11 protein-coding genes are annotated in these 13,861 nt (G+C 67.7%); 7 read left to right on the top strand and 4 right to left on the bottom strand.

The features are described from left to right. Positions 1–43: 43 nt before the first annotated feature. Positions 44–1,474 carry an NAD-dependent succinate-semialdehyde dehydrogenase gene (locus KYN89_RS12075; RefSeq protein WP_222825287.1) on the bottom strand — a complete coding sequence of 477 codons (1,431 nt, stop codon included), beginning with the start codon at positions 1,472–1,474 and terminating at the stop codon, positions 44–46. A gap of 98 nt (positions 1,475–1,572) precedes the next feature. Between KYN89_RS12075 and KYN89_RS12070 the strand changes: the two genes are divergently transcribed. From KYN89_RS12070 to KYN89_RS12055, 4 genes are all read left to right on the top strand, one after another. Beyond that, positions 1,573–1,953 carry a hypothetical protein gene (locus tag KYN89_RS12070; protein WP_222825286.1) on the top strand — a complete coding sequence of 127 codons (381 nt, stop codon included), beginning with the start codon at positions 1,573–1,575 and terminating at the stop codon, positions 1,951–1,953. 82 nt (positions 1,954–2,035) lie between these two features. Further along, positions 2,036–2,707, top strand: a complete 672-nt coding sequence (locus KYN89_RS12065; RefSeq protein ID WP_010236009.1) for a glutathione S-transferase family protein — start codon at positions 2,036–2,038, stop codon at positions 2,705–2,707. A 54-nt stretch (positions 2,708–2,761) separates the two neighbouring features. Beyond that, entirely contained in the window at positions 2,762–3,178 is a 417-nt protein-coding gene (msrB, locus tag KYN89_RS12060; RefSeq protein ID WP_010236007.1) for a peptide-methionine (R)-S-oxide reductase MsrB, read from the top strand. A gap of 113 nt (positions 3,179–3,291) precedes the next feature. After that, on the top strand, positions 3,292–5,466 hold the full coding sequence (locus KYN89_RS12055) for a transglycosylase domain-containing protein (RefSeq protein ID WP_222825285.1): 2,175 nt from the start codon (positions 3,292–3,294) through the stop codon (positions 5,464–5,466). A 126-nt stretch (positions 5,467–5,592) separates the two neighbouring features. Here the strand turns inward: KYN89_RS12055 and KYN89_RS12050 are convergent, their stop codons facing one another. From KYN89_RS12050 to hflK, 3 genes are all read right to left on the bottom strand, one after another. Further along, positions 5,593–7,113, bottom strand: a complete 1,521-nt coding sequence (locus tag KYN89_RS12050) for a Do family serine endopeptidase (RefSeq protein ID WP_222825284.1) — start codon at positions 7,111–7,113, stop codon at positions 5,593–5,595. A gap of 169 nt (positions 7,114–7,282) precedes the next feature. Continuing rightward, positions 7,283–8,131 (bottom strand): protease modulator HflC, encoded by an 849-nt coding sequence (gene hflC / locus KYN89_RS12045; RefSeq protein WP_222825283.1) that lies wholly within the window; start codon positions 8,129–8,131, stop codon positions 7,283–7,285. 2 nt (positions 8,132–8,133) lie between these two features. Then, on the bottom strand, positions 8,134–9,345 hold the full coding sequence (gene hflK, locus KYN89_RS12040; RefSeq protein ID WP_222825282.1) for a protease modulator HflK: 1,212 nt from the start codon (positions 9,343–9,345) through the stop codon (positions 8,134–8,136). A 74-nt stretch (positions 9,346–9,419) separates the two neighbouring features. Between hflK and KYN89_RS12035 the strand changes: the two genes are divergently transcribed. From KYN89_RS12035 to hemH, 3 genes are all read left to right on the top strand, one after another. Then, positions 9,420–10,403, top strand: coding sequence for an Mrp/NBP35 family ATP-binding protein (locus KYN89_RS12035; protein ID WP_222825281.1), 984 nt, complete (start codon positions 9,420–9,422; stop codon positions 10,401–10,403). Then, the gene (locus KYN89_RS12030) at positions 10,400–12,730 is read left to right on the top strand and encodes a xanthine dehydrogenase family protein molybdopterin-binding subunit (RefSeq protein ID WP_222825280.1); all 2,331 of its coding nucleotides are present in this window, start codon (positions 10,400–10,402) and stop codon (positions 12,728–12,730) included. The genes KYN89_RS12035 and KYN89_RS12030 overlap by 4 nt, the downstream gene beginning before the upstream one ends. 61 nt (positions 12,731–12,791) lie before the next feature. Next, entirely contained in the window at positions 12,792–13,820 is a 1,029-nt protein-coding gene (gene hemH, locus KYN89_RS12025; RefSeq protein WP_222825279.1) for a ferrochelatase, read from the top strand. Positions 13,821–13,861 lie beyond the last annotated feature (41 nt).

The following is a 13,861-nucleotide window of genomic DNA, read 5'->3' as shown; positions in this document are numbered from 1 at the left end:
CTCAAGAAAAAAGGGGGGCGACTGGCCCCCCTTTTCTAAAAAATCAGCTTTCGTGGATGGTCTTGGGGACCATGCAGTGCATCACGCCTTCGGCGCCATCTTCCTGCCCGTGGCCGGACCATTTGACCCCGCCGAAGGGCGCATCGACCGCGCTGACATTCGCGCCATTGATCGCCAGCATTCCTGCTTCGACATCGGCGGCCAGACGGCTGCGCAGCTTGGGATCGTTGGTCCATGCATAGGCGGCAAGGCCGTAAGGCAGGCGGTTCGCCTCTTCGATGATCGCGTCGGCATTGGCCATCGGGTTGATCAGCGCGATCGGGCCGAACGGCTCTTCGTTCATGATGTCCGCGTCGGTCGGCACTTCGCTGAGCACGGTCGGCTCGAAGAAGAAGCCCTGGTTGCCGATCCGCTCGCCCCCGGCATCGACCTTCGCGCCCTTGTCCTTCGCATTGGCGATCTTCTTGGCGAGGCCTTCGGGCCCGCGATCATTGGCCATCGGGCCCATCAGCGTGGCATCGTCGAAGCCGTTGCCCACGGTGATCGCTTTGGCCCGCTCGACGAAGCCGTCGCGGAAGGCGGGGAACAGGTCCTGTTCGACCAGGAAGCGGGTCGGGCTGACGCAGACCTGGCCTGCGTTGCGATATGCCGCGCCGACCATCGTATCGAGCACGGTGTCGACGTCGCTGTCCTTGAAAACCATGATCGGGGCATGACCGCCCAGTTCCATGGTGGTGACCTTCATGTCGTCCGCCGCCAGCTTGGTCAGGTGCTTGCCGACCGCAGTCGAGCCGGTGAAGGTGACCTTGCGGATGATCGGGCTGGCGAGCAGGTGGCGGCTGACCTCGTCGGGCACGCCGAACACCACCTGGCAGACATCGCCCGGAACGCCCGCGTCGAGCAGTGCCTGCACCAGCGCGATGCCCGCTGCCGGGGTTTCCTCGGACGGCTTGACGATGACCGAGCAGCCTGCCGCGATCGCGCCGCCGATCTTGCGTGCCACGTTGATCGCGGGGAAGTTCCACGCGGCAAAGCCGGCGACGGGGCCGACCGGCACGTAGATCACCCGCGCGCTCTGGCCGGTCGGGCGGACCAGTTCGCGCCCGTAGGTGCGCTTGCACTCGCCGGCGTAGAATTCGAACAGCATCGCGCAGTAGATCACTTCGCCGATGGCTTCCTTGATCGGCTTGCCCTGTTCCTTCGTCAGCAGGGTGCCGATGTCCTTCGCGCGTTCGCGGAGCAGCTGGCCCGCCTTGGTCAGCACGGCGGCGCGCTTGTCCGCGCTTTCCTTGCGCCAGGCGTGGAAGCCCTTGTCCGCATTGGCGAGCGCGGCGTCGAGATCGTCGGTGGTCGCGGTGGGCAGGCTGCCCAGGACCTCGGCGGTTGCCGGGTCGATCACCTCGATCATGTCGCGGCCCCCGCCAGAGACTTTCTCGCCGCCGATCAGAAGGTGGAGATTGGAATGGTCGGACATGGCTCGGGGCTCCTCTATAGCAACGGTTCGTCTTGTTTTCGTCCCGCTCCCCAGAAAGGGGCAGCGCTGCGTCGGGGCATCAGGTATAGGTCCGGGCCATGATCGCCAAGTTCCTTGCTCTCGTTTTTTTCGCGACCCAGGCTGCTGCGCCGCCGGCACCGCAGGATGCGCCTGCCGCCGATGCGCTGTCGCCGCTGCCGGCGGACCAGCAGGGCGCGATCCGCTGCTCCGCTGCCTTCGCGCTGATCGCGGAGCGCCAGCGGCAAGGCGACGAGGCCGCGCTGGTCTACCCGCCGGTGGGGGAGCGGGGGCGCGAGTTCTTCGTGCGCACCGGCGCAAGGCTGATGGACGAGACCGGGATGACCCGCGATGCGGTGGAGGCACGGTTGCGCGCGCAGGCCGGAGTGATCCTTGCAGAGGGCTCGCTCGACGAGATCATGCCCGCCTGCCTGATGCTGCTCGACGCGTCGGGGCTTTAGCGCGGCGGGCTGAACTGCCGCTGCGCAAAGTTTCGTTTCAGCATCTGGATTTGCCGCCCCACATGGCCCATCTGCATCGGCCATGTGGACCATCCACCAATTCCCCCTGTGCCCGTTCAGCCGCAAGGTACGCATCCTGCTGCGCGAAAAGGGCGTGCCCTTCGCACTCCAGCGGCTTGACCCGTGGAAGGCGGCCGATGACTTTTTCGATATGAACCATGCGGGCCGCGTGCCCGTGGTGGAGGAAACCGAGAAAGGGATTGTGCTGAGCGATTCGACCGCGATCTGCGAATATTTCGAAGAGACGGTCGACAAGGCGCCGATGATCAACGGCTCCGCGCTCAACCGCGCCGAAATCCGCCGGCTGGTCGCGCTGTTCGAGGAAAACCTGTTCGGCGATGTGACCATGCCCATGCTGCACGAGCGGATGAAGAAGCGGCTGGTGCTGCGCGAGCCGCCCGATTCGCGGATCATCCGTGAAGCGATGAAGCTGGCCCACGCGCATCTCGACTATCTCGACTGGCTGCTTGACCATCGGGCATGGCTCGCCGGGCCGCAGATGAGCCTGGCGGACATTACCGCTGCCGCGCAGCTTTCCGTGGCGGACTATCTGGGCGGGATCGACTGGAAGGACCACGAGCCGACGCGCGACTGGTACGCCGCGTTCAAGAGCCGCCCGAGCTTCGGCCCGCTGCTGGCGGACAAGATGGACGTGATCCAGCCATCGGCGCACTACGCCCAGCTCGACGACTGATACGAAACCCGCGCGCCGCGCAGGCGTTGGTCCGGCAAAAGGAGATTTCCCGATATGTCCGACAAGCTCGATCTGACCGAAGCCGAATGGCGCGAACGCCTGACCCCCGAACAGTTCCAGGTCCTGCGCGAAGGCGGGACGGAGCGCGCCTTCACCGGCGCCTACGACAAGCTGAAGGACGAGGGCGAATATTACTGTGCGGGCTGCGGCTCGCTGGTCTTCCGCAGCGACGAGAAATACGACAGCGGTTCGGGCTGGCCCAGCTTCTACGCCCCGGCGGATGACGGTGCGGTCGAGACCGAGCAGGATACCTCGCACGGGATGACCCGGACCGAGGTGATGTGCGCCAAGTGCGACGGGCACTTGGGCCATGTATTCCCCGATGGGCCAAAGCCCACGGGACTGCGCTATTGCATCAATTCCGCCGCGCTCGAGTTCGAGGCGGCAGGCGATCCCCCGGTCGGGAGCTGAGTGGTTAATTGCGGCAAAAAAATGTCGTTCATTCGCCATTGAGCTTCGCCTATGCATAGCGGCGAAATTCACGGGCGCGCATGACGACGCGCCGTAGGCTGGGACGACCCTGAATGGCGAGGAATACAACCGCACGCGGAGCGGGGCGACGCTTTCCCGGCGCGCAGACGTGGGAAAAGACGCCCCGCTGGCTGCGCCTCACGCTGATGTGGGGCGCAGGCCTTGCCACGCTGGCGGTGATTTTCCTGCTGCTCGCAGTCGCCTTTGCGGCCCGTTCGCTGCCCTCTTACCAGGAGCTCAAGGCGGCGCAGAACGCGCAGACCATCGTCGTGCGCGCGGCCGACGGCAGCGAGATTTTCGAACTCGGGCCGAGCTATGGCGAATGGCTCGACAGCGACGAGATTCCCGACGAGATGAAGCAGGCGATGGTCGCGGTGGAGGATCGCCGCTACTATTCGCATCCGGGGGTCGATCCGATCGGCCTTGCCCGTGCGCTGTATGTCGCGCTCACCGGGGACGGGCGGATCGCTGCGACCTCCACGATCACCCAGCAGCTGGCGCGCAACGTCTTCCTCAATTCCAACCGCACGCTCGACCGCAAGCTGCGCGAGGGGGTGCTCGCGCTCGCGCTGGAGGCGAAGTTCAGCAAGGAGCAGATCCTCGAGCTGTACCTCAACAAGGTCTATTTCGGCGGCGGCGCCTACGGCATCGATTCCGCCAGCCGCAAGTTCTTCAGCCACCCCGCGACCGAGCTTTCGACCGCCGAGGCGGCGATCATCGCCGGGCTGGTCAAGGCGCCCAGCCGCTATTCCCCCACCGCTGACGTCGACGCCGCCGTGGCGCGTGCGCAGGTCGTGTTGCGGCTGATGCGCGAACAGGGCCGGATCACCGCCGCGCAGGCATCGGTCGATCCCTCTGCGGTGAAGCTGAAGAAGGATGTCGGCCAGAACTCGGTCCGCTATTTCACCGACTGGGCGCTGCCGCAGCTCGACCTGCTGCTGCCCAACACGATGGAGCCGATCGAGGTGTGGACCACGCTCGACACCGGGATGCAGCGCGCCGCCACCGCCGCGGTCAAGGCCAACGCCCCTAAGGGCACGCAGGGCGCGCTGGTATCGATGGACCGCGACGGCGCGATCCGCGCACTGGTCGGCGGCACGGATTATGTGACCAGCAATTTCAACCGCGCGACCGTGGCCCAGCGGCAGCCGGGATCGGCGTGGAAGCTGTTCGTCTATCTCGCCGCGCTCGAATCCGGCTACCGCGCGGACGACACCGTGGTTGACGCGCCGATTACCATCGATGGTTGGAGCCCCAAGAACTACAACGGCCGCTACGCGGGCGAGATGACCCTGCGGCAGGGCTTCGCCTATTCGGTCAACACGATCGCGGCGCAGCTGGGCAACGAGGTCGGCTTCGGCACGGTTGCCTCGATGGCCCGCCGGTTCGGCATCGGCTCGGATATCTCCACCTACCCCTCGATGGTGCTGGGCACGTCCGAAGTCCGCCTGCTCGACATGACGCGCGCTTTCGCCTCGGTCGCGGATGGCGGGATGGCCGTGCAGCCCTATGGCATCGCCAAGGTGACCACCGCCGACGGGCAGACGCTGTATGAGCGCGAGCCGCCGCAACAGGTGCGGCTGGTGCCCGACTATGTCGCCAGCCAGATGACCGACCTGCTGCAGGCGGCGGTGCAGACCGGCACTGGTCGCGCGGCGCAGATCGGCCGCCCGGTCGCAGGCAAGACCGGCACGACCAGCTCCAACAAGGATGGCTATTTCGTCGGCTTCTCGTCCGGCCTGACCACCGGCGTGTGGATGGGGCGCGACGATAACAAGGCGGTCGCGGGCCTCTCCGGCGGGGCGGCACCGGCGAAGGCCTTTGCCGCCTTCATGCGCTTTGCAGTCAAGGATCGCCCGGTCGAACCCTTCGACACCGATACCGATCTGCCCGAATGGCAGGTCGAGCCGGACGAGGAATTCTACTACGGCGATCCGGAAGATTATTACTTCATCGACGAGCAGGGCAACCTGATCGAGCCGGGCCGCCGCCCCAGCGAGGAAGGCCCGGCGAGCGAGGGCGCGACCGAGCGCCCCCGGCAACCGGGTGAGGGTGCCGATGGCGAACCGCAGGCGATCGACGACGATTTCCTCGACCGCGCGATCGGTGGCAACAACCAGGGCGGGCAGGGCAATCGGCAGCAGCCCCCCGCACAGCAGCCGCCGCCGCAGCCGCGCCCGCAGCCCGAGCGCAACGAGCCGCCGCAGCAGCGCCAGCAGATATACTAGGCGCGCTCACCAGCTTGGCGTGCGTGCCGGGCACGCCACCACGGCAAAGCAAAAGCCCCGGAGGATTGCTCCTCCGGGGCTTTTTTGTTGTCAGGCTCCCACAAGGGGGGCGTCGGTGGCGGACCCTTACTGGATCCGCACGCCGATATAGCCGGACGGGCCACGCACGCGCTGGATGCGCAGCACGACCGAGGGGCGTCCATCCGCCTCGGCAGCGCGCACGATCGCTTCGAGCTGCTCGGCGGTGGTGACCGGCTGGTAGTTGGCCGACAGGATGATGTCGCGGCGCTGGATGCCCTTGCGTGCGGCATCCGAGTTCTGGTTGACCGCCGCCACGGCCAGCCCCTGCGTATCCGCAGAGACGCCCAGCTGGCGCGCGATCGTCGGATTGATCGGCACGACGCCAAGGCCCAGCTTCTCGGCCAGGAATTCGCCCTGATCGAGCGGCGCGGTCATCTCGTCTTCTTCGTTGTCGTTGCCGAACATCTGCGACTGGGCGAGCTCTTCCGCGCTCGGCCGCGTGCCGACCTTGACGTTCAGCTTGCGCCGCTTGCCGTCGCGGATCAGTTCGACGGGGACGGTCGTGCCCGGCTTGATATTGGCGACCAGGAACGAAAGCGTCTGGTCCGGCGTCACATCGCGGCCATTGACCGAGATAACGACGTCGCCCGCTTCGATGCCAGAGCGCGCTGCCGCCTCGCCATCGACCACCGACTGGACCACTTCGCCGCGGTTGCGCGGCAGGCCGAGCGCGGCGGCGAAATCTTCCGTCACCGGGCCGATGCTGACGCCCAGATAGCCGCGTTCGATGGTTTCGCCCTTGCGCAGCCGCTCCACGATCGGCGCGGCGGTGTCTGCCGGAATGGCAAAGCCCACGCCCACGCTGCCGCCCGAGGGCGAGAGGATTGCGTTGTTGATGCCGATCACGTTGCCCTGCATGTCGAACAGCGGGCCGCCAGAGTTGCCGCGATTGATCGCCGCGTCGGTCTGGATGTAGCGGTCGTAGGCACCAGCACCCGCGGTGCGCAGGACCGAGGAGATGATCCCGCTGGTCACCGTGCCGCCGAGGCCGAAGGGGTTGCCGATCGCGACCACCCAGTCACCCGCGCGCGCCTTCTCCGAATCGCCGAACTTGACGAAGGGGAAGGGTTCGCGGCGGTCGATCTTGAGCACCGCGAGATCGGACTCGGCATCCTTGCCGACCAGTTTCGCCTCGTACTCGGTGCCGTCGGGCATGGTCACGGTGATCTCTTCGACCGTGCCGTTGCCCTGCGGGGTGACGACGTGATTGTTGGTCACCACGTAGCCATCGGCGGAAACGATGAAGCCCGAGCCGAGCGACTGGCCTTCGCGGGTGGTCGGCTGGCCGCCGCCACGATCGCCGAACATGCCTTCGAACGGGGTGCCCGCGAACGGGTTGGAGCTTTGCACCTCGACCCGCTGGCGGGTGGAGATGTTGACCACCGCCGGGGCAAGCTGTTCGGTCAGGTCGGCGAAGCTCGCCGGGGCGCCCGCACGCGGGACCGCCGTCTGGATTTGGGGGTCCGCATTCTGGGCAACTTGCGCGCCGGCCGGCTGGCCGGTCACGAGAGAGATGGTCGCGCCGCCGATCAGCAGCGCCGAAGTCAGGCCATAAGCATATCGCACGGGTCTCACGTCCTTCTGGTTCCTTTTTCTACTCAACGGCCTCACCCCTTGGCTGATACGCATGGGGGGCCGGTCTCGATCCCCCGCAGCACTCAAACGGGTGGGCGCTTAATCACGTTTGAACAGCCCGGCATCGCGCGCTGCGGACGCCGGGCTGTTCGACGAACGGTCAACGGCGTCCGCGGAACTGCCGCAGATATTCGTTGTCGGGCGAGAGGATGATGTTGCTCTCGCTCTTGGGCTGACCGTTCTCGTCGGTCGCCGCGAAGGTCGCATCATAGCTCTGCATGGCGCGGTAGAAATCGTAGAAGTCGGCGTCCTTGCCGAACGCATCGGCGTAGATGCGCGCGGCCTGGGCGTCGGCTTCGGCGCGGATGATCCGCGCATCGCGGCTGCCCTGTGCGCGGATCGTGCGCGCCTCGCGCTCGCGGTCGGTTTCCATCCGCTGGAACGCCGATTGCAGCGGCGCGCCGTCGGGCAGGTCGGTGCGCTTGATCTGCACATCGATCACTTCCGCTCCGTACTGGCGGGCCTGCCGGTCCAGATTGGTGCGGACCACGGCCAGCGCGCTGCCGCGCTCTGCGGTCAGCATGGCCTGGAAGGTGCGGCGGCCAAGCTCTTGTCGCAGGACCGAGTTGAGGATCGGCTCCAGCGCGGTGCGCACCCCTTCGGTGGTGCCCGCACGTTCGACCATGCGGACCGGATTGACGATCCGGAACCGGGCATAGGCGTTGACCAGCAGGCGCTGCTGATCCTGCGAGAGCACTTCCTCGTCGGTCATTTCGAGGTCGAGCACGCGCTTGTCCACGCGGCGGACCGTGTCGACGAACGGAATGCGCAGATAGAGCCCCGCGCCCTTGGTGCCGTTGATCGTGTTGACCGTGCCGACCGGCTCACCGGTGCGCAGGACGACCGCCTGCTCGCCTTCGGGGACGATGTAGATGCTCAGCATCAGCGCCACCAGCCCGACGCCGGCGAGGACCAGCAGGCTACTATATCTTTGCCACAGGTTGCTCATGATCACTGGCTCCCGCTGGCGTTGGAATTGGTGGAAGGCTGGGCCGGCTGCGCGGGCGTCACCGTGGTCGACCGGCGGCGGTTGACCTCGGGCAGCGGCAGATAGGGCGTCACATTGTCCGTTTCGACAATGGTTTTGTCGGTCTGGCTCAGCACGCGCTCCATGGTTTCGTAATAGAGCCGGCGGCGGGTGACTTCGGGGGCGAGGCGGTATTCCTCGTAGACCTTGTCGAACGCCTCGGCCTCACCCTGCGCATTGGCGATCACCTGCTGGGCATAGCCGCGCGCCTGGTTGCGCGCCGCGTCGGCGTTCTGTTCAGCGACCGACACGTCGCGGAAGGCATCGACCACTTCGCTGGGCGGGTCGGCCTTGTCGATTTCGACGCCGAGCACGTTGATCCCCGCGCGATAGCGGTCGAGCACGCGCTGCATCCGCTCGCGCACCGCCAGTTCGATTTCCGCACGGCCCTGGCCGGAGAACGTCTCGTCGAGGGTCTTCTCCGCGACCGTCGCGCGCATCGCGGCCTCGGCCACTTCGTTGACGGTCTCTTCCGGTTCGGCGAGGCGGAACTTGAACTGTTCCAGATTCTTGATGTTCCAGCGCACGATATAGCTGAGGTCGACCAGGTTCTGGTCGCCGGTCAGGATCAGCTTGGCGCGTGCCTGGCTGCCCGGGATCTGCACCGCGCGAACCCCTTCGACATCGACGACATCGACCGTTTCGATGGGGAAGGGCGCGGTGAACTTGAGCCCGGAATCGAGTGTGCGGGTGTAGGCGCCGAAGGTCTGGACCACCGCCTTTTGCTGCGGGCCGATGAGGTGCGTGCTGGTCACGCCGATCCAGATCAGCACCACGACCGCGACGATCACCGGCACCCAGCTCTTGCCGCCGGGCCGCTCGGGCATGCGGAAATTGGGGCCGCCGGGGCCACCCGGGCCGCCGGGGCGACGGCGTGGGCCTTCGGGGCCGCGGTTCTTGAAGATATCCTCGATCGAGGCAGAGCGCCGCTCTCCATCGCGGCCGCCCTGCGGCAGCCACGGATTGCGCGGGCCCTTTGGCCGGTCCTCGGAAGGCTTGCCATCCGAGCCATCGCCATCGCCGGAAGCGCCGGAGCGGTCGCCACCGTCGTCGTCGCCGCCGGAAGAACTGCCCCAGGGATTTTTGCCAGCCATCGCCAGCGCGATTCGCGAGTGAAACCCGTCCAAGATTTTCATGCCATCCTGTATAGGAACCAAGTTTCACGAAAAACAGGGGTTGCCCGCGCATTTTTGCTGTTAATGACGGGCGCGTGACGAGCAACGGACAGACAGAACTCGAGACGGTCAGAAAGGCGCTACCCGCCGAGCTGGCCCCGCGGATCATCTCGGCGCGGCAGCGCGAGGATCGATGGACGCTGGTGGTGGATGGCGAGGGGCTGGATGCCCCCGCGCGAGAGCGGATGGAGGCGCAGCTGCACAGCGCGCTTGCCCCCGGCGGGGGCGATCCCGCACCCGCGATCGCCTTCATGGGTGAGCGCGTGCGCCGCCGGATCATCGCGATCGGATCGGGCAAGGGCGGGGTCGGCAAATCGACCGTGACCGCCAATCTCGCGGTCGCGCTGAAGCGTGCAGGTGTGAAGGTCGGCGTGATCGACGCCGATATCTACGGCCCCTCGCAACCGATCCTGCTCAAGAGCGAGGATCTGAAGCCCGAGGCGGAAGGCGAGACGCTGCAACCCGTGCGCGGCGTGGCGGATATTCCCATGCTCTCTATGGGGCATCTGGTCGCCAAGGGCCGCGCACTGGCGTGGCGCGGGCCGATGGCGGGGCGCGCGCTGGCGCAATTGTTCGAAGCCAACTGGGGCGATACCGAGCTGCTGCTGGTCGACCTGCCGCCGGGCACCGGCGATGTGCAGATCACCATGCTCCAGAAGTTCAAGCCCGATGGCGCGGTGATCGTCTCCACGCCGCAGGATCTCGCGCTGGCGGACGCGGCGCGCGCGGGCTCGCTGTTCGATCAGGGCGAGGTGCCGATCCTCGGCCTGGTCGAGAACATGGCCGGCTATGTCTGCCCCCATTGCGGCGAGGCGAGCGATCCGTTCGGTTCGGGCGGGGTGGAACGCGCTGCGGGCCGTCTCGACCTGCCGTTCCTCGGGCGCATTCCGCTCAGCCACTCGGTGCGCGAATCGAGCGATGCGGGCGATCCGGTCGCGCTGGGCGATACGCCCGAAGCGCAGGCGTTCCACGCCATCGCGCGGCAGATCGCGGTGGCCGAGGGACTCGCGAAGGCATGACCGTGCTGCGCCGGGATGCTCCGGCCCGGCGCGGCTTTCACGTCTCCCGGCGCGGCGTGCTCGCGGGCGCGGCCGCCGGTGGCGGGCTGGTGGTCGCCTACCTGCTGCTGCCCCAGCGATTCGACGCGCCGCTCAAACCTGGCGAGGGCGAGGCCGGGTTCAATGCCTGGATCAAGATCGCCACGGACGGCGTGATCACGGTCGCCGTGCCGCAATGCGAGATGGGGCAGGGCGTCACCACGCTGATCCCGCAGCTCGCCGCGATGGAGCTGGGCGCGGACTGGCGGCAGATCGCGGTCGAGCCTGCGCCGCCTGCAGGTGCCTATCCGAACCTTGCGCTCGCCAGCCACTGGGCACCGCTATGGATGGCGGGCGGAGCCGACCTCGCTAGCGATCCCGACTCGCTGCTCGCGCGCCGCTTTGCAGAGCGCACGCGCTTCACCGCCACCGCCGCGGGCACCACGCTCGCCTCCTACGAAATCCCCGTGCGCGAGGCCGCGGCGACCGCGCGGGCGATGCTGATCGCCGAAGCGGCGGCGCGGTGGGACATTGCGCCCGAGCAGTGCCGCGCGACAGAAGGCTTCGTGATCGCGGGCAATCGCCGCCTTCGCTTCGCCGATCTTGCCGAGGGTGCGTCGCGGCGCGACCCGCCGTCGGTCGCTCCGCTGCTGAGCGAAGAGCCCGCCGAGGCACCGACCGGGGCGGGGACGGGCGGCGACACGGCGTTCCCCCGGCTGGACCTGCCCGCCAAGGTCGACGGCACCTTCCTGTTCGCGGGCGATATCCGCCTGCCCGGCATGGCCTTCGTCGCGATCCGGCAGGGCCCGCTCGCCAAGGCGCGGCTCAAGAGCTTCGACCGCAAGGCGGCGGCGAACATGCGCGGGCTGCTGGGTATCGTCAAAGCCAACCGCTGGCTCGCCGCAGCAGGGGAGACATGGTGGGCGGCGGAGCGCGCACTGGCGGCGATGAAGCCGATCTTCGCGCTGGCCGACCCTGCGGACAGCGACACCATCGCCAACGCGCTGTCGCAGGGGCTTGCCAAAGGGCCCGCGCAGCGGATCGCGCTGATCGGGGCTAGCGAGGTGGTCGACGGCAAGCCGACCGTCACGCGCCGCTACGACGTCGCCCCCGCCGTGCACGCGCCGATCGAAACCGCGAGCGCGACCGCATGGCTCAAGGACGGCAAGCTGACGCTGTGGATCGCCAGCCAGGCGCCCGAGCGCGCGCGGGTCGCGGCGGCGCGCGCGGTCGGTATCGGAGTGGAAGATGTCGTGCTGGTGCCGATGGCGGCAGGCGGCAGCTTCGATGCACGGCTCGACCACACTCACGCGATCCAGGCGGCGGTGATCGCGCGCGAGCTCGACCGCCCGGTGCAGCTGGTCTGGTCGCGCTGGCAGGAGATGATCGGCAGCCCGCCACGCGCGCCAGCTGCGGCCGAGATATCCGCGCGGCTGGGCCGTGACGGCAGCATCATCGCGCTCAAGACCACAATCGCGATCCCGCCCTTCATGCGCGAACAGGGCGCGCGCCTGTTCGACAACCGCACCACCATCGCCGCGCGAGAGGAAACGGCGGGGCAGGCGGACCCGCTGGCGCTGTCGGGCGCGGTGCCGGACTATGAAATCCCCAATCTTGCGGTCGATCACGTGCCGGTCTCGATCGGCCTGCCGGTGGCGCGGATGCGCGGCGGCGGCGATGCGCTGACCGCGTTCTTCACCGAGAGCTTCATCGACGAACTGGCCGAGGCGCTGGGGCGCGAGAAACTGTCTTACCGCGTGGCGATGCTGGGGCCGGACCTGAAGATGGTCGAGGTGCTGCAACGCGCCGCCCGGCTGGCCGAATGGAACGGCGGCGAAGTCGCCAGCGGGCAGGGGCTCGCCTGCCACAAGATGACGCTGGGCACGCGCACCGGGCGGATCGCCTGCGTTGCCGAGGCGCGCGCGGGCGAGGGCGGTGTGCGCGTCACGCGGCTGAGCGCGGCGGTCGATATCGGGCGGATCGTCAATCTCGATCTGGCGCGCCAGCAGATCGAGGGCGGGCTGATCTACGGCCTCTCGCTCGCGGTCGGATCGGCGATAGGGTTCCATGGCGGACTGCCCACCACCAGCCGCCTTGCCGGGCTCAACCTGCCCACGCTGGCGGACAGCCCGCAGATTGCGGTCGAATTCGTCGCCAGCGACGATCCGCCGTTCGATCCCGGCGAGCTGGGCACGGTGATCGCCGCGCCGGCCATCGCCAACGCGCTTTCCTCCGCCACCGGGCAGCGGTTCCGCAGCCTTCCGCTCGATCTCGCATCGGCGCAGCCATCGGGGGGCGGGGCATCGTGAGACGGGCCATCGGGAACACTGCCACCTTGACGAATGCGCTCGCTTGCCCTTGGCGGTGCGGATGACCTGGCAGGATCAGCAACTCCCCGATGGGCACCCCACCGTACGCTCGGGCAAGATCGGCGTGCTGCTGGTCAACCTTGGCACCCCCGTCGCGCCGACCACCGCCGATGTGCGGACCTATCTGGCGGAATTCCTGTCCGACAAGCGCGTGATCGAGATTCCGGCGCTGGTCTGGCAACCGATCCTGCGCGGTATCATCCTCAACACCCGGCCCCAGAAATCGGCGGAAGCCTACCGCAAGGTGTGGAGCGAGGATGGCTCCCCGCTCGCCGCGATCACCAAGGGGCAGGCGGTCGCGATGCAGGGCGCGCTGGGCGGCGACGGGCGCGTGATGGTCGACTGGGCGATGCGCTACGGCGCGCCGTCGATCCCCGACCGGCTTGCCGCCTTGCAGGATGCCGGGTGCGACCGCATCCTGCTCGCGCCGATGTACCCGCAATACTGCGCCGCGACGACCGCCACGGTGGTCGACAAGGCGGGCGACTGGCTGCGCGAACAGCGCTGGCAGCCGAGCCTGCGCACCCTGCCGCCCTACCATGACGAGCCGCTCTATATCGACGCGCTGGCCGCGGATATCGGCCGCCAGCTGGATGCGCTGGACTTCGTGCCCGAACTGCTGCTGCTCAGCTTCCACGGAATGCCCGCGCGCACGCTGACGCTGGGCGACCCGTACCACTGCCACTGCCACAAGACCGCGCGCCTGCTCGAAGCGAAGATGTCAGGCCGCGGCCTGCGTTTCCGCACCAGCTTCCAGTCACGCTTCGGCCGGGCCAAGTGGCTCGAACCGGCGACGGACGCGGTGCTGGAAGAGGAAGCACGCAGCGGCACGAAGCGAATCGCGGTGGTCGCGCCCGGCTTCTCCGCCGATTGTCTGGAAACGCTCGAAGAGCTGGCCATCGAAGGGCATGAGCAGTTCGTCGAAGCGGGGGGCGAACAATTCGCCGCGCTTTCCTGCCTCAATACATCGGATGCCGGGCTTTCCATGCTCGAGGCGCTGTTGCGGCGCGAACTGGCCGGGTGGATCTGACGACTGGATTTGCCGCGCGAGCTAATTTACATTGGGGTTAA

The sequence above is a fragment of the Alteriqipengyuania abyssalis genome (assembly GCF_019857185.1).
GTDB lineage: Bacteria > Pseudomonadota > Alphaproteobacteria > Sphingomonadales > Sphingomonadaceae > Alteriqipengyuania > Alteriqipengyuania abyssalis.
The sequence above is the reverse complement of the archived record's forward strand: the minus strand, read 5'-3'. Positions and strand labels throughout refer to the sequence as shown.

Excerpts from the sequence above, each read along its gene's own strand:
- KYN89_RS12075 (WP_222825287.1), bottom strand. The coding sequence starts at position 1,474 with ATGTCCGACCATTCCAATCTCCACCTTCTGATCGGCGGCGAGAAAGTC.
- KYN89_RS12070 (WP_222825286.1), top strand. The coding sequence starts at position 1,573 with ATGATCGCCAAGTTCCTTGCTCTCGTTTTTTTCGCGACCCAGGCTGCT.
- KYN89_RS12065 (WP_010236009.1), top strand. The coding sequence starts at position 2,036 with ATGTGGACCATCCACCAATTCCCCCTGTGCCCGTTCAGCCGCAAGGTA.
- msrB (WP_010236007.1), top strand. The coding sequence starts at position 2,762 with ATGTCCGACAAGCTCGATCTGACCGAAGCCGAATGGCGCGAACGCCTG.
- KYN89_RS12055 (WP_222825285.1), top strand. The coding sequence starts at position 3,292 with ATGGCGAGGAATACAACCGCACGCGGAGCGGGGCGACGCTTTCCCGGC.
- hflC (WP_222825283.1), bottom strand. The coding sequence starts at position 8,131 with ATGAGCAACCTGTGGCAAAGATATAGTAGCCTGCTGGTCCTCGCCGGC.
- hflK (WP_222825282.1), bottom strand. The coding sequence starts at position 9,345 with ATGAAAATCTTGGACGGGTTTCACTCGCGAATCGCGCTGGCGATGGCT.
- KYN89_RS12030 (WP_222825280.1), top strand. The coding sequence starts at position 10,400 with ATGACCGTGCTGCGCCGGGATGCTCCGGCCCGGCGCGGCTTTCACGTC.
- hemH (WP_222825279.1), top strand. The coding sequence starts at position 12,792 with ATGACCTGGCAGGATCAGCAACTCCCCGATGGGCACCCCACCGTACGC.